The following is a 16071-nucleotide window of genomic DNA, read 5'->3' on the forward strand; positions in this document are numbered from 1 at the left end:
ATTCAGCTGGTGCTGGTTCAACTGGTGCTGGTTCAAGTGGTGCTGTTCAACTGGTGCTGTTCACCAGGACATTGCTGAGGGCTCAGTCGCCGACGCCGCGGCCGAGCTCCCAGAGCTGCATGTTGGACGAGGAGTTGAGGGCCCATTCGACGCCCGTGATGTCGTCGCGTGCGGCGACGTACTGCTTGCCCTGCCAGAGCGGGAGGACCGGCACGTCGCGGGCGACGATGTCCTGGACGTCCTCGATGGGTTCGGCCGCGGAGAGGCGGTCGGTCTCCTGGCGGGACTCGGGGATCAGCGTGTTGCGGATCCTGCTGTTCGCGTACGGGGAGGCGAGGAAGTTGTCCTGGCCGAGGAACGGGGCGATGAAGTTGTCGGCGTCGGGGAAGTCGGGGAACCAGCCCATGCCGTAGACGGCGTACTCGCCGTCCAATTCGCTGGGGCGGAACTTCAGCCAGTCGGTGCCCTTGATGTCCACGTCGAAGAGGCCGGAGGCGTTGAGCTGCTTCTTCAGGAGCTCGAACTCTTCCTTGGTGCCGGGGCCGTAGTGGTCCGACGTGTAGTTGAGGGTCAGCTCGACCGGGGTCCGCACGCCGGCCTTGTCGAGCAGGGCGCGGGCCTTGGCGGTGCTGGGGTGGCCGTACTCGTTGAAGAAGGAGTTGGTGTGTCCGGTGATGGTGGCCGGGACGAGGGAGTAGAGGGGCTCGGCGGCGGTGCCGTACACCTTGGAGGTGATCTCGCCGCGGTCGACGAGCTGGGCCATGGCCTGGCGGACGGCCTTGTTCCTGACGGCGGGTGCGTCGGTGTCGAAGCCGAGGTAGCGCATCTCCAGGCCCGGCATCTCCACGACGTCGATCTTGTCGTCGGCGTCGTCGGACAGCGTGCGGATCTGTTCGGGCGTGACGCCGCGGGCCATCAAGTCGATGTCGCCGCTCTTGAGGGAGTCGCCCATGGAGTCGGCGTCGTCGAAGGGGCGCAGCACGATGCGATGGTCGCTCTTGGGCGTCAAGTTGCCTTTGTAGTGCGGGTTCTTGGTGAAGACGGCCTTCACCACGGTGTTCTTCTCGACCTCGGTCTTGAGGGTGTACGGGCCGGAGGCGTCGACGTCGAAGCCGCTGCGCAGGCCCTTCGCGTCGTATGCCTCGGGGTTGACGATGCCGGCGGCGGGGGTGGCCAGCTTGTACGGGAAGGTCGCGTCGGCGGCCTTGAGGTGGAAGATCACCTTGCGTTCGCCGCTGGTCTCGACGGTGTCGATGCCGGCGAGGAGGCCGGAGGGGCCGTTCTTGTCCTTGATGGTGAGGACGCGCTCGATGGAGTACTTCACGTCGTCAGCGGTCAGCTCGCTGCCGTCGGAGAACTTCAGGCCGCTGCGGAGCGTGCACTCGAAGCGCTCGTTGCCGTTGTCGGTGAAGCCGCAGCGTTCGGCCGCCTCGGGCTCGGGTTCGCCGCCGCCGCGGGGCAGGTGCATCAGGGTCTGCACGGTCTGCCGGAGTACGTTCCAGGAGCCCGCGTCGTACGCGTACGCCGGGTCGAAGGGGGCGGGGGCGTCGCCCGAGGCCGAGAACCGGTCGGTGGTGCCGACGACGATCGCGTCGTCGCTCGTGTCGCCGCCGTCCGGTCCGCCGCAGGCGGCGAGGACCGGGGCGAGCAGGCCGATGACGGCCGCCGGCACCAGAGTCTTGCGGTTCATGCTCGGACTTCTCCAACGTTCATCCCCGCGGTCTCCGCGACAGGGGTGGGTCGGGGAGGCACGGGAGCAGGGCGATGTTCTCGCGACGAGATTAGTCCGCGCTGTCAGGAACGCTGGAGACGCCCGGAGTTGGACGGTAATCACGCAGTGACAGCGGATGTGGACGCACCGAATACCCGAACCGGGGAAGTTTTCGTGCACGCGGCGATGAATCGGGACACAAGGTCACGCAAGTCCCTTGCCCCATAAGGGCCGCAGCACATCGGGCGAGCCTTGTCGACCGGCGTATACGTGACAAAGCTCACATGTGTCGTGCGGGCTGAACTGCCGTCATTCCGGGGCAGTCCGCCGGTGCCGCGTCAGCCGACGGGGAACTGGATCAGGCCGCGGAGAAACGGAAGGTCGACGTCCTCCAGCGAGGAGACGACCGTACGGCCCCCTGCGGGGGCGATCGGGGCGACCGACGGTACGGCGACGACGCGGCATCCGGCGGCCTCGGCGGAGGCGACCCCGGTGGCGGTGTCCTCGACGACGGCGCAGCGCGCGGGGTCGGCGTCGAGCCCCGCGGCGGCGGCGAGGTACGGCTCGGGGTGCGGCTTGGTGCGCTCGACCTCGTCGCCCGCGACGGTGAGGGCGAAGTGCTGCGGGCCGAGGGAGTCCAGGACGCGGTCGATGATGCGCCGGTGGGAGGCGGAGACCAGTGCGGTCGGTACGTCCTGCGCGGCCAGCTCGGCGAGCAGGCGGGCGGCGCCCGGCATCAGCGGGAGGCTGCGGCTGATGCGGTCCTCGAAGCCGTCGTTGAGCAGCATGGTGAGCTCGGGCAGCGTGATGTCGGCGCCGGTGGCCTCGAGGAGGAAACCGGCGCTGCGGGTCATCGGCCCGCCGACGACGACATGCCGCCAGGAGTCGTCCAGGGCGTGGCCCAGCTGCGCGAAGACCTCGACCTCGGCGTCCCACCAGAATCCCTCGGTGTCCACCAACGTGCCGTCCATGTCGAGGAGCACTGCCTGCAGGGCAGAGCCTTCGGCCGTTCGGGTACCGACTACGGGGACCGTACTGGTCATCCGGGCACACCTCCGTAAGGGACGAGAAGGCCGGTCGGGAGCGTCGCGGGTAGGTTCACCCGCTCCGTCGCCGACCGGCCTGCGCTGGACCGACCAGTGTACGTCCCCGATGGTCGAAGTGCCTCGCTATGAGGCCGCCACCGGTTCCTATCGGGCGTTGAAGTACTTCGCCTCCGGGTGGTGGATGACGATCGCGTCGGTGGACTGCTCGGGGTGCAGCTGGAACTCCTCGGACAGTTCGACGCCGATGCGCTCCGGCTCCAGGAGGTCGGCGATCTTCGCGCGGTCCTCCAGGTCGGGGCAGGCGCCGTAGCCGAGGGAGAAGCGCGCGCCGCGGTACTTCAGATCGAACATGTCCTCGATGGCGGCCGGGTCCTCACCGGCGAAGCCGAGCTCGGAACGGACGCGTGCGTGCCAGTACTCGGCGAGGGCCTCGGCCAACTGCACGGACAGGCCATGGAGTTCGAGGTAGTCGCGGTACGAGTTGGCCTCGAACAGCTCGGCGGTGGCCTCGCCGATCCTCGAGCCGACGGTGACGACCTGGAGGCCGACCACGTCGGTCTCGCCGGACTCCTCGGGGCGGAAGAAGTCCGCAAGGCAGAGGCGGCGGCCGCGGCGCTGGCGCGGGAAGGTGAAGCGGGTGCGCTCGTTGCCGTCGTCGCCGAGGAGGATCAGGTCGTCGCCCTTGGACACGCACGGGAAGTAGCCGTAGACGACGGCCGCTTCCAGCTGGTTCTTGGTCTGCAGCTGGTCGAGCCAGCCGCGCAGCCGCGGGCGGCCCTCGGTCTCGACGAGCTCCTCGTACGAGGGTCCGTCACCGGCGCGGTTCTGCTTGAGGCCCCACTGGCCCTTGAACAGCGCGCCCTCGTCCAGCCAGGACGCGTACTCCTTGAGCTGGATGCCCTTGACGACGCGGGTGCCCCAGAACGGCGGCTCGGGCACCGGGTTGTCGACGGAGACGTCCGAGCGCACGGGGCCCTCGTCGGGGCGGTCCTCGACCACGGCGTTCGACGTGGCCTTGACGCGGCGCTGCTTGAGTTCGGGCAGGGTCGCGCCGGGCACGCCGCGCTTGACCGCGATGAGCGCGTCCATCAGGCGCAGGCCCTCGAACGCGTCGCGGGCGTAGCGGACTTCGCCCTCGTAGATCTCGTGCAGGTCCTGCTCGACGTAGGCGCGGGTGAGGGCGGCGCCGCCCAGGATGACCGGGAAGTCGGCGGCCATCTTGCGCTGGTTGAGCTCTTCCAGGTTCTCCTTCATGATCACCGTGGACTTGACCAGGAGGCCGGACATGCCGATCACGTCGGCCCGGTGCTCCTCGGCGGCGTCCAGGATCGCGGAGACGGGCTGCTTGATGCCCAGGTTGACCACGTTGTAGCCGTTGTTGGACAGGATGATGTCGACGAGGTTCTTGCCGATGTCGTGCACGTCGCCGCGCACCGTGGCCAGGACGATGGTGCCCTTGCCCTCCGCGTCGGACTTCTCCATGTGCGGCTCCAGATGCGCCACCGCGGTCTTCATGACCTCCGCGGACTGGAGCACGAACGGCAGCTGCATCTGACCGGAGCCGAACAGCTCACCGACGACCTTCATGCCCTCAAGCAGCGTGTTGTTGACGATGTCGAGGGCCGGGGTGTCCTGCAGCGCCTCGTCGAGGTCGGCCTCCAGGCCGTTCTTCTCACCGTCGATGATCCGCCGCTGCAGGCGCTCGTCCAGCGGCAGCGCGGCCAGCTCCTCGGCCTTGCCCGCCTTCAACGACTTGGCGGTGGCGCCCTCGAACAGGGCCATCAGCTTCTGCAGCGGGTCATAGCCCTCCGCACGGCGGTCGTAGATCAGGTCGAGGGCCGTGGTCACCTGCTCCTCGTCGAACCGGGCGATCGGCAGGATCTTCGACGCGTGCACGATCGCCGAGTCGAGACCCGCCTTCACACACTCGTCCAGGAACACCGAGTTGAGCAGAATCCGCGCGGCCGGGTTCAAGCCGAAGGAGATGTTCGACAGACCGAGCGTGGTCTGCACGTCCGGGTGGCGGCGCTTCAGCTCCCGGATCGCCTCGATCGTGGCGACACCGTCCTTGCGGGACTCCTCCTGACCCGTGCAGATCGTGAACGTGAGGGTGTCGATGAGGATGTCCGACTCGCGGATACCCCAGCTCCCCGTCAGATCAGCGATGATCCGCTGCGCGATCGCGACCTTGTTCTCGACCGTACGGGCCTGCCCCTCCTCGTCGATCGTCAACGCGATCAACGCCGCACCGTGCTCGCGGGCCAGCTTGGTGACCTTCGCGAACCGGGACTCCGGCCCGTCACCGTCCTCGTAGTTCACCGAGTTGATGACCGCACGGCCGCCCAGCTTCTCCAACCCCGCCTGGATCACCGGCACTTCGGTCGAGTCGAGGACGATCGGCAGCGTGGAGGCGGTCGCGAAACGGCCCGCCAGCTCCTCCATGTCGGCCACACCGTCACGGCCGACATAGTCCACGCACAGGTCCAGCATGTGCGCGCCCTCACGGATCTGATCGCGCGCCATCTCCACACAGTCGTCCCAGCGGCCGTCCAGCATCGCCTCACGGAACTTCTTCGACCCGTTCGCGTTCGTCCGCTCACCGATCGCCATGTACGAGGTGTCCTGACGGAACGGCACCGTCTGGTACAGGGACGCCGCCCCCGGCTCCGGGCGCGGCTCACGCACCGTCGGGGTCAGGTCCCGCACCCGCTCGACCACCTGACGCAGATGCTCGGGCGTCGTGCCGCAGCAACCACCCACCAGGGACAGGCCGTACTCGCCGACGAAGGTCTCCTGGGCGTCGGCCAGCTCCTCGGCGGACAGCGGGTAGTGCGCGCCGTCCTTGCCGAGGACGGGCAGGCCGGCGTTGGGCATGCAGGAGATCGGGACCGTGGAGTGCCGGGCGAGGTAGCGCAGGTGCTCGCTCATCTCGGCCGGGCCGGTGGCGCAGTTGAGGCCGATCATGTCGATGCCCAGCGGCTCCAGGGCCGTGAGCGCGGCGCCGATCTCGGAGCCGAGGAGCATCGTGCCGGTCGTCTCGACGGTGACCGAGCAGATGATGGGGAGGTTGGCGCCGGTCGCGGTGAGGGCGCGGTGGGCGCCGAGGATGGCGGCCTTGGTCTGCAGCAGGTCCTGGGTGGTCTCCACCAGGAGGGCGTCGGCGCCGCCCGCGATCATGCCCTCGGCGTTCTGCTGGTAGGCGTCGCGCAGTTTCACGTACGGGGCATGGCCGAGGGTGGGGAGCTTGGTGCCGGGGCCCATCGAGCCGAGGACCCAGCGCTGCTGCCCGGTGGACTCGGTGAACTCGTCGGCGACCTCGCGGGCGATGCGGGCGCCCGACTCGGACAGCTCGAAGACGCGCTCGGGGATGTCGTACTCGGCGAGGGCCGCGAAGTTCGCCCCGAAGGTGTTGGTCTCGACGCAGTCCACGCCGACCGCGAAGTATTCGGCGTGCACCGACCGGACGATGTCGGGCCGGGTGATGTTGAGGACCTCGTTGCAGCCCTCGAGCTGCTGGAAGTCGTCCATCGAGGGGTCCTGGGCCTGGAGCATCGTGCCCATCGCTCCGTCGGCCACCACCACACGGGAGGCGAGGGCGGCACGCAAGGCGTCCGCTCGGGCGGCGCTGGTGAGTACGGGGGTCGGCTGCGAGGCCATGGACGATCTCCCTGGAGTGCGACGGCTGTCGGCTTTGCGGCTACCGGCGGAAGCCGCACCCCGCCAGGGTAGCCGGGAGGCCGCCCTCTCTGTGAAGGGCGTCCAGCTGGCAGACAGCGAGCCTGTCAGGTCGCGGTCGAGTACACCCGGTGCGGGGCCGGGATCCGGCTACAGGGACAATCTCGCGGGCGACGCGCCCACAACCACCGCACGCGGAACGGCAGAAGACCGCGTCACGGGTTAGGACAAGTTCGGCATGGGCCGATAGTGTTCAGCATTGCCGAACAGGGCATGTGCGGACGGACGGACGGATGGACGGGGCCGTCGTACGCCCCGCCAGAGGGACCGACAGAGCGAAGGGAGCCGACGCCATGGCGAAGAACATCCAGTCGCTCGAGCGCGCGGCAGCCATGCTGCGCCTGCTCGCGGGCGGCGAACGGCGCCTCGGCCTCTCCGACATCGCCTCCTCGCTCGGCCTCGCCAAAGGCACCGCGCACGGCATCCTGCGCACCCTCCAGCAGGAGGGCTTCGTCGAGCAGGACGCCGCCTCCGGGCGCTACCAGCTGGGCGCGGAACTGCTGCGCCTCGGCAACAGCTACCTGGACGTGCACGAGCTGCGCGCCCGCGCCCTGGTCTGGGCGGACGACCTGGCCCGCTCCAGCGGCGAGAGCGTCTACCTGGGCGTGCTGCACCAGCAGGGCGTCCTGATCGTGCACCACGTCTTCCGGCCGGACGACAGCCGGCAGGTCCTGGAGGTCGGCGCGATGCAGCCGCTGCACTCCACGGCCCTCGGCAAGGTCCTCTCCGCGTACGACCCGGTGGCGCACAGCGAGGCCGTCGAGGCCGAGCGCAAGGACTTCACTCCGCGTACGGTCACCGCGCTCGACGCGTTCGAGGGGACCCTCGACCTGACGCGGGCGCGCGGCTGGGCCGACGACGTCGAGGAGACCTGGGAGGGCGTGGCCTCGGTGGCGGCGCCGATCCACGACCGGCGCCGGATGCCGGTCGGCGCGGTGGGCGTCACGGGTGCGGTCGAGCGGGTCTGTGCGGAGGGCGAGCTGCGGTCCGAGCTGGTGGCGGCGGTACGTGATTGTGCTCGTGCCGTGTCCCGGGATCTGGGCGCGGGACGTTTTTAGCGGCCCCTGAGGCACGACGTCCCGCACCGTCGTCCGGGGCTCGGCACCCCAGGGCCTGCGGCCCCGGACCCTGCTCCCTTTGTCGGCCTGCTCGGCCCCGAACCGGTGGCCCCCTCTTCGGCCTTCGGCCTCGTCCTCAATCGCCGGACGGGCTGGATTTGGCCTCGCTCCTCCGGTACCGGGCGGGCTGGATTTGACCTCGCTCCTCCGATACCGGGCGGGCTGGATGGGACCTCGCTCCCCCGATACCCGGATGGGCTGGACGGGGCCTCGCTCCCCAAAACCGGACGGGACTGGATCACGCCCCGCCACTCCGGGCGCCTCCGACACGGACGAGGATGAATTGGACCTCGCCCCTCCGACACGGACGAGGCTGGATTGTGCCTCGCCCCCCTGGACCGGACGGGCCGGGTCAGGCCTCGCACCCCTGCACCGGACCGGCCGGATCAGGCCTCGCTCTCCAGCACCGGACCGGCCGGTCCAGGCCTCGCACTCCAGCACCGGACCGGCCGGACCAGGCCTCGCTCTCCAGCACCGGACCGGCCGGTCCAGGCCTCGCACTCCAGCACCGGACGGGCCGGGTCAGGCCTCGTCCCTCCGATGCCGACGGGCCGGATCAGGCCTTCCCAATGCCGGGCGGACTCGATTCGGCCTCGCCCCCGAGACGGACAGGCTCGATTCGGCCTCGCTCCCCCGGTGCCGGGCAGGCCGGTCCGAACCCGGCCCCGCGCAGTCCGCATAACGATCGCGACACCGCCCCCACACCTCTTGACGTCCAGTTCACCCGGAGGCAAAACTGCCGTTCATCGGTCGGCATTGTCGAACACCTACCGGTAATGCAAGGTAGAGTGTCGCAAGGCGGATCGGGCCAACGCCCTCAGCCTGAGGGCGCGAACCACCGGCGGGACCCGTGGTTCGCCTTCCCCTGGACGAAGGACAAAGGAGTCGCGGGTGTCCAGCTCCGACATCTTCATCAGCGAGACCATCGGTACCGCTGTTCTGATCCTCCTCGGCGGTGGCGTGTGCGCCGCCGTCACGCTGAAGCGCTCGAAGGCCTTCCAGGCCGGCTGGGTCGCCATCGCGTTCGGTTGGGGCTTCGCGGTCCTCACCGGCGCCTACATCGCCGCCCAGTCCGGCGCGCACCTCAACCCCGCGGTGACCGTCGGCATCGTCCTCAAGGGCGGCGAGGGCGCCCCCACGTGGGCTGACACCCCGGCGTACTTCGGGGGCGAGCTGCTCGGCGCCATGATCGGCGCGGTGCTGGTATGGCTCGCGTACTACGGCCACTTCAAGCTGCACCTGAACGACCCCGAGGTCGCCGAGCAGAAGACCGCGAACCCCGGGCCCGTGCACGGTGTCTTCTTCACCTCCCCCGAGATCCGCAATCCGCTGCAGAACCTCGTCACCGAGGTCATCGCCACCGCCGTGCTCGTGCTCGCGATCCTGTGCCTGGGCCTCAGCGACGACGGCAAGGGTGTCTCGTGGGGCGGCTCGCTGATCGTCGCGCTGGTCGTCGTCGGTATCGGTCTCTCCCTGGGCGGGCCCACGGGCTACGCCATCAACCCGGTCCGCGACCTCGGCCCGCGCATCGTGCACGCGCTGCTTCCGCTGCCCAACAAGGGCGGATCGGACTGGGGGTACGCCTGGATCCCGGTCGCCGGCCCACTCCTGGGCGGTGCCATAGCGGCAGGCATCTACAACGTCGCCTTCGCCTGAGCAGCCACCGGACCAGCGGACCACCGGACCACCGGACCACCGACCGGACCAGCGCACAGCGCCGCCGTACATGAGACTTCAGGAGCACACAGTGACCGACGCACACACCGCAGGGCCCTTCATCGCGGCGATCGACCAGGGCACCACGTCCTCGCGCTGCATCGTCTTCGACAAGGACGGCCGGATCGTCTCCGTCGACCAGCGCGAGCACGAGCAGATCTTCCCCAAGCCGGGCTGGGTCGAGCACGACGCCAAGGAGATCTGGGCCAACGTCGAGAGCGTGGTCGCCGGGGCGATCGCCAAGGCCGGGATCACCTCCGCCGACGTCAAGGCGATCGGCATCACCAACCAGCGCGAGACCACGCTGCTCTGGGACAAGCACACCGGCGAGCCGGTGCACAACGCCATCGTCTGGCAGGACACCCGCACCGACGCGCTCTGCAAGGAGCTCGGCCGCAACGTCGGACAGGACCGCTTCCGCCGCGAGACGGGCCTGCCGCTCGCCTCGTACTTCGCGGGCCCGAAGGTGCGCTGGCTGCTCGACAACGTCGAGGGTCTGCGCGAGCGCGCCGAGGCCGGGGACATCCTCTTCGGCACCATGGACTCCTGGGTCATCTGGAACCTGACCGGCGGCACCGACGGCGGCGTGCACGTCACCGACGTCACCAACGCCTCCCGCACCCTCCTGATGAACCTGCACGAGATGGCCTGGGACGAGCGCATCCTGCACTCGATCGGCATCCCCGCCGCCGTGCTCCCCGAGATCCGCTCCTCCGCCGAGGTGTACGGCCGCACCAAGGGCGGCGTCCTCGACGGCGTGCCCGTGGCGTCCGCCCTCGGCGACCAGCAGGCGGCCCTGTTCGGCCAGACCTGCTTCGAGAAGGGCGAGGCCAAGTCCACGTACGGCACCGGCACCTTCATGCTGATGAACACCGGTGACGAGCCCGTGAACTCGTACAACGGACTGCTCACCACGGTCGGTTACCAGATCGGCGAGCAGAAGCCCGTCTACGCCCTCGAGGGGTCCATCGCCGTCACCGGCTCCCTCGTGCAGTGGATGCGGGACCAGATGGGCCTGATCCAGTCCGCCGCCGAGATCGAGACGCTGGCGTCCTCGGTCGAGGACAACGGCGGCGCGTACTTCGTCCCGGCGTTCTCCGGCCTCTTCGCCCCGTACTGGCGCTCCGACGCCCGCGGTGTGATCGCCGGTCTGACCCGGTACGTCACCAAGGCGCACATCGCGCGCGCCGTACTGGAAGCCACCGCCTGGCAGACCCGTGAGATCACCGACGCCATGACGAAGGACTCCGGCGTCGACCTCGCGGCCCTCAAGGTCGACGGCGGCATGACCTCCAACAACCTGCTGATGCAGACGATCTCCGACTTCACGGACGCGCCGGTGGTGCGCCCCATGGTCGCCGAGACCACCTGCCTCGGTGCGGCCTACGCCGCCGGCCTCGCCGTCGGCTTCTGGCCGGACACCGACGCCCTGCGCGCCAACTGGCGCCGGGCCGCCGAGTGGACCCCCCGGATGCCCGCCGACCAGCGGGACCGTGAGTACAAGAACTGGCTCAAGGCCGTCGAGCGGACCATGGGCTGGATCGAGGACGAGACCTCCGGTGACTGACCCGGCGCTTTCGGCCTCGAGGACGAGCTGACGAGGAGCAAACACCCATGAGCACCCCCACTCTGCAGAACGGCCCCGCCTACCCGGCGCTCGGGCTGCACCCGGCGGGCGGTTCGAACCCGAGCCGCGCGGAGACCCGCGAGCAGCTGGCGAAGGCGACGTACGACCTGCTCGTCGTCGGCGGCGGCATCCTGGGCATCTCCACCGCGTGGCACGCGGCGCAGGCCGGCCTGCGGGTGGCCCTCGTGGACGCCGGTGACTTCGCCGGTGCCACCTCGTCGGCCTCCTCCAAGCTGCTGCACGGCGGTCTGCGCTACCTGCAGACCGGCGCCGTGAAGCTGGTCGCGGAGAACCACTTCGAGCGGCGTGCGGTGTCCCGTCAGGTGGCACCGCACCTCGCCAACCCGCTGACGTTCTACCTGCCCGTCTACAAGGGCGGCCCGCACGGTGCGGCGAAGCTGGGCGCGGGCGTGTTCGCGTACAGCGCCCTGTCCGCCTTCGGGGACGGCGTCGGCCACCTGCTGTCGCCCGCCAAGGCCGCGCAGGACGTGCCGGAGCTGCGCACGGACAACCTGAAGGCCGTGGCCGTGTACGGCGACGACCAGATGAACGACGCGCGGATGGCCCTGATGACGGTCCGCGCGGCGGTCGAGGCGGGCGCCGTCGTCCTCAACCACGCCGAGGTCACCGGCCTTCGCTTCACCAAGGGCCGGGTCACGGGCGCCGAGCTCAAGGACCGTCAGTCGGGTGACGAGTTCGGCGTGAACGCCCGGCTCGTGCTGAACGCCACCGGCCCGTGGGTGGACCACCTGCGCCGGATGGAGGACGAGAACGCGGCGCCGTCCATCCGCCTCTCCAAGGGCGCGCACCTGGTCCTCAAGCGCACCGCGCCCTGGAAGGCCGCCCTGGCCACGCCGATCGACAAGTACCGCATCACGTTCGCCCTGCCCTGGGAGGACATGCTGCTGCTCGGCACCACGGACGAGGAGTACGAGGGCGACCCCCGGGACGTGTCGGTGACCGAGCAGGACACCGCGCAGATCCTGGACGAGGCGGCGTTCTCGATCCGGGACCAGCAGCTGTCCCGTGACCTGATCACGTACGCCTTCGCGGGTCTGCGGGTGCTGCCGGGCGGTCCCGGCGACACCTCCAAGGCGAAGCGCGAGACGGTCGTCAGCGAGGGCCGCGGCGGCATGCTGTCGGTGGCGGGCGGCAAGTGGACGACGTTCCGGCACATCGGGCGCACGATCATGAACAAGCTGGCGGAGCTGCCCGGTCACCCGCTCGGCGAGGACATGCAGCCGATCTCGCAGCTGCCCAAGAAGATTCCGCTGCCCGGTATCTCGAACCCGAACGCGGTGGCGCACCGGCTGCTCGTGGATGGCGGTACGCCGGGTCCGCGGATGTCGGCCGACACCGCGCGGCACCTGGCCACGCACTACGGCTCGCTGTCCTTCGACATCGCGCGCCTGGCCAACGAGGACCCGGCGCTCGCGGAGCGCATACACCCGGACGCCCCGGAGATCTGGGCGCAGGTCGCGTACGCCCGTGACCACGAGTGGGCGGAGACCGCGGACGACGTGCTGCGGCGCCGTACGACGCTGACGATCCGGGGGCTGGCCACGGACGAGGTGCGGGGCAGGGTCGAGTCCATGCTGGGCTCCGACAAGTAGCCCCCAGGGGGCTACGCCCCCGGACCCCCTGCTCCTCAAGCGCCGGAGAGGCTCAGTTCGAGCCCCTCCGGCGTTCTCGTTCGTCGGCTGCGCCGTCGTGGCTGATCGCGCCCCGCGGCGGAACCGCACATGTCACAGCCCCGCGCCCCTAAAAACCAACCAGCGCGCCCCTGAAAACCAACCAGCGCGCCCCTCAAGAGCCACTCAGGGCGAGACCTCTTCCAGGCGCCGCCCGGCGGTCTCCTCCGCGCCGAAGCCCGCGACGACCGCGCCCGCGAGGGCGACTCCGCCCAGGACCAGGAAGACCGTGCCGATGTCGCCGCCCGCGTACACCGCGCCGACCGCGATCGGGCCGAAGATGACGCCGAGGCGGTTGAACGCGCCGCCGACGCTGCTGCCGAGGGCCCGCATCCGGGTCGGGAAGAGCTCCGGTGTGTAGACGTACAGGCAGATATTGGAGCCGAAGAAGAACACCGCGGCAAGCGACGTCCAGACCAGGACTTGCACCGGCGTGCTCGCGCCGAGCCAGGCGAGGACGAGCAGGACGGCCGCCGCGCCGCCGAGGCAGGACGTGATGACGCGGCGCCGGCCTGCCCGGTCGACGGTGAGGGCCGCGACCAGGCAGCCGAGGAGGCCCGCGCAGGACGTGACGGTGGAGTAGAGCAGGGCGTCCGAGAGGGAGAGGTCGTACCGGTTCTGGTAGATCGTCGGGAGCCAGGACATGATGCCGTAGTTGACGAAGTAGCCGGTGAACCAGAGCCCGCCGATGACGAGGGTGCGGCGGCGGTAGCGGCCGCTGAAGAGGCCGCGCAGGCCCGAGGAGCCCTCGCCGGGCGGGGTGACGGGCAGGGCCTCGCCGACCGGGGGCAGCGGTTTGCCGGTGGCGCGCTCGACCGCGGTCTCGATGCGGACCATGGTCGCCTCGGCCTCCTCGGTCCTGCCGTGCTCGGCGAGCCAGCGCGGGGACTCGGGCACGGCCTTCTGCACGAGGACGCAGAGCACCCCGGGGATCGCGGCGAGCGCGTACATCCAGCGCCAGCCGAGGATCGGCACCACCCAGGCGGCGACGAGGGCGCCGACGGTGAGGCCGGCCGGGAAGACGAGTTCGTAGAGAAGTACGAAGCGGCCGCGCTTGTGGCTGCGGGTGATCTCGGCGATGAAGGTGGCCGCGACCGGGACCTCACCGCCGATCGCCAGGCCCTGGACGAAGCGCAGCGCCATGAACTGCTCGGGCGAGGTGGTCGCGGCGAGGGCCAGGTTGGCGAGGCTGGAGATTCCGATGCAGAGGGCGATGACCTTGACACGGCCGATGCGGTCGGCGAGCCGGCCGGACAGGAGCGCGCCGACGAGCATGCCGAGGGAGCCGATGGTGAGCATCAGCGTGGCGGCCGAGGTGGACAGCTGCCACTCGGCGCGCAGCTCGGGCATCGCGTAGGCGATGAGGAGCTGGTCGAAGGCCTCGAAGAAGGTCACGGCGCCGACGATGAGGCGGACGGTGACGTGCCAGCGGCTGAGCGGCAGTCTCTCGAAGCGGGCGGAAATCGAGGCCCGGACGGCGCTGCCCGGCGTGGGGCGCGGCGTGTCGGGGGCGTTGAGCGTCATACGGGGACTCCGCGGCGATGAGGGAGCGGGGAACGTCGAACGGGGTACGGCGTACGGGAGGGACGGCGCAGCGCAGATTCTGCTTGCTGGCGCCGGTGGGCGGAACCCGGGCGGACGTGTCGGGTTAGCGCAAAGTTTCTAAGCGCTTAAGTTGTATCGCCCTCCTCCCGTGGGTCGTCAAGAGTCTGGGCAGCAAAAGAAGTCACGACGGGGTCTTGCGCCGAAAATATCTAAGCCCTTAGATTTCTAGCGCTGAGACGGCGCTGAGACGGACCGCCGCTGCAAGCCGCTGCAAGCCGCCGCAAGGAGACCCGCATGACCCCGACTCCCCCGGACGAGGCGCTCCCGGTCCCCCCGGACGAGGCGCTCCCGGTCCCCCCGGACGAGGCGCTCCCGGTCCCCCCGGACGAGGCGTTCCCGATCCCTCCGGACGAGGCACTGATCGCCGGAGCCTGGCGCCGTGGCACGGGCGCGCCGACCGAGACCGTCGACCCAGCCACCGGACGCACGCTCGCCACCGTGCACGCGGCCACCGTCGAGGAGGTCGCCGAGGCGGCCGAGGCCGCGGCGCGGGCTGCAGCCGACCCCCGCTGGCGCGACCTGCTCCCCCACCAGCGCGCCCGACTCCTCACCCGTATCGCGGAGTTGATCGACGCGGAGGCGGACGGCCTGGCTGCGCTGCAGACCGCCGACACCGGCAAGGCGCTCACCGAGACGCGTGCCCTGGTCGCGAGCGCGGCGGGCACGTTCCGGTACACCGCCGCCGCCCTGGAGACCGCCGAGGAGTCCATCACCCCGGCGCGCGGGGCGTACGTGACGATGAGCGTGTACGAGCCGATCGGCGTCGTCGGCGCGATCAACCCGTGGAACTCGCCGGTCGCGAGCGACGCGCAGAAGCTCGCCCCGGCCCTCGCCGGCGGCAACGCGGTGCTGCTCAAGCCCGCCGACTGGACGCCGCTCGTGTCGCTCGCGCTCGGCCGTCTGGTGACCCGGGCCCTCGACGAACTCGGCCTGCCCACCGCCCTGTTGGCGGTGTTGCCGGGGCGCGGCAGTGTGGTGGGGGACGCGATCGTGCGGGATCCGCGGGTCGGCAAGGTGTCGTTCACCGGTGGCACGTCGACCGGGCGCACCCTCGCCCACGCGGCCGCCGAGAAGCTGATGCCGGTCTCCCTGGAGCTGGGCGGCAAGTCGCCGACGGTCGTCCTCGCCGACGCCGATGTCGAACAGGCCCTCGCCGGGGTGATGTTCGGGGTGTTCTCGTCCAGCGGCCAGTCCTGCATCGCCGGTTCGCGGCTCTTCGTGGCACGTGCGCTGTACGACGAGTTTGTCAGTGAACTAGCCCAGCGGGTGCGGAAGTTGAGGGTGGGCCCGGGTACAGACCCGGCCACGCAGGTCGCGCCTCTCGTGCATCACAAGCACCGGGACGCGGTCGCCGCGTACGTGGACCTGGCCCGCTCGGAGGGCGCCCGGGTGCTCGCCGGTGGTGCCGTGCCGGAGGGCGAGGCGTACGCCGACGGCGCGTACTACCTGCCGACCGTGCTCGACGGGCTCACCAACGACGCCCGGGTCTGCCAGGAGGAGATCTTCGGGCCGGTGCTCGTCGCGCTGCCCTTCGACGACGAGGACGACCTGGTCGACCGAGCCAACGCCTCCGTCTACGGCCTGGCCTGCGGGATCTGGACGCGGGACCACCGGGCCGCCTGGCGGATCGCGCGCCGCATCGAGGCGGGCACCGTCTGGATCAACACGTACAAGCAGTTCAGCATCTCCACCCCGTTCGGCGGCATGAAGGACAGCGGCCTCGGCCGGGAGAAGGGCCGGGACGGCATCCGCCGGTACCAGCGCCAGAAGTCCCTCTACTGGGGCACCTCCGAGTCCCCGCTGCCCTGGGCCAACTGATCAC

The 16071-nt window shown here is 70.2% G+C and carries 9 protein-coding genes; 5 read left to right on the forward strand and 4 right to left on the reverse strand.

Annotated features, from left to right (window positions below; translation table 11 throughout):
* Positions 1-82: 82 nt before the first annotated feature.
* The 3 genes from QIT00_RS09925 to metH form a co-directional block, all read right to left on the reverse strand.
* The gene (locus tag QIT00_RS09925; RefSeq protein WP_282534792.1) at positions 83-1690 is read right to left on the reverse strand and encodes an ABC transporter substrate-binding protein; all 1608 of its coding nucleotides are present in this window, start codon (positions 1688-1690) and stop codon (positions 83-85) included.
* 359 nt (positions 1691-2049) lie between these two features.
* Complete coding sequence (locus tag QIT00_RS09930; RefSeq protein ID WP_282534793.1) at positions 2050-2754, reverse strand: HAD family hydrolase; 705 nt, start codon at positions 2752-2754, stop codon at positions 2050-2052.
* 147 nt (positions 2755-2901) lie between these two features.
* Positions 2902-6414 (reverse strand): methionine synthase, encoded by a 3513-nt coding sequence (gene metH, locus QIT00_RS09935; protein ID WP_282534794.1) that lies wholly within the window; start codon positions 6412-6414, stop codon positions 2902-2904.
* A 371-nt stretch (positions 6415-6785) separates the two neighbouring features.
* On the opposite strand from metH, the gene QIT00_RS09940 reads away from it, so the two are divergent.
* From QIT00_RS09940 to QIT00_RS09955, 4 genes are all read left to right on the forward strand, one after another.
* Entirely contained in the window at positions 6786-7550 is a 765-nt protein-coding gene (locus tag QIT00_RS09940) for an IclR family transcriptional regulator (RefSeq protein WP_282534795.1), read from the forward strand.
* Between the two features lie 951 nt (positions 7551-8501).
* Positions 8502-9266, forward strand: a complete 765-nt coding sequence (locus QIT00_RS09945; protein WP_282534796.1) for an MIP/aquaporin family protein — start codon at positions 8502-8504, stop codon at positions 9264-9266.
* A gap of 91 nt (positions 9267-9357) precedes the next feature.
* On the forward strand, positions 9358-10893 hold the full coding sequence (glpK, locus tag QIT00_RS09950; RefSeq protein WP_282534797.1) for a glycerol kinase GlpK: 1536 nt from the start codon (positions 9358-9360) through the stop codon (positions 10891-10893).
* A gap of 47 nt (positions 10894-10940) precedes the next feature.
* Entirely contained in the window at positions 10941-12566 is a 1626-nt protein-coding gene (locus QIT00_RS09955; RefSeq protein WP_282534798.1) for a glycerol-3-phosphate dehydrogenase/oxidase, read from the forward strand.
* A 204-nt stretch (positions 12567-12770) separates the two neighbouring features.
* On the opposite strand, the gene QIT00_RS09960 is transcribed toward QIT00_RS09955, so the two are convergent.
* Entirely contained in the window at positions 12771-14168 is a 1398-nt protein-coding gene (locus QIT00_RS09960; RefSeq protein ID WP_282534799.1) for an MFS transporter, read from the reverse strand.
* A 420-nt stretch (positions 14169-14588) separates the two neighbouring features.
* Here QIT00_RS09960 and QIT00_RS09965 point away from each other — a divergent pair, with 420 nt between their 5' ends.
* The gene (locus QIT00_RS09965) at positions 14589-16067 is read left to right on the forward strand and encodes an aldehyde dehydrogenase family protein (protein WP_282534932.1); all 1479 of its coding nucleotides are present in this window, start codon (positions 14589-14591) and stop codon (positions 16065-16067) included.
* The last annotated feature ends 4 nt before the right edge of the window (positions 16068-16071 follow it).

The sequence above is a fragment of the Streptomyces luteolus genome, from assembly GCF_029968015.1.
GTDB lineage: Bacteria > Actinomycetota > Actinomycetes > Streptomycetales > Streptomycetaceae > Streptomyces > Streptomyces luteolus.

Excerpts from the sequence above, each read along its gene's own strand:
- metH (WP_282534794.1), bottom strand. The coding sequence starts at position 6,414 with ATGGCCTCGCAGCCGACCCCCGTACTCACCAGCGCCGCCCGAGCGGAC.
- QIT00_RS09930 (WP_282534793.1), bottom strand. The coding sequence starts at position 2,754 with ATGACCAGTACGGTCCCCGTAGTCGGTACCCGAACGGCCGAAGGCTCT.
- QIT00_RS09955 (WP_282534798.1), top strand. The coding sequence starts at position 10,941 with ATGAGCACCCCCACTCTGCAGAACGGCCCCGCCTACCCGGCGCTCGGG.
- QIT00_RS09925 (WP_282534792.1), bottom strand. The coding sequence starts at position 1,690 with ATGAACCGCAAGACTCTGGTGCCGGCGGCCGTCATCGGCCTGCTCGCC.
- QIT00_RS09940 (WP_282534795.1), top strand. The coding sequence starts at position 6,786 with ATGGCGAAGAACATCCAGTCGCTCGAGCGCGCGGCAGCCATGCTGCGC.
- QIT00_RS09960 (WP_282534799.1), bottom strand. The coding sequence starts at position 14,168 with ATGACGCTCAACGCCCCCGACACGCCGCGCCCCACGCCGGGCAGCGCC.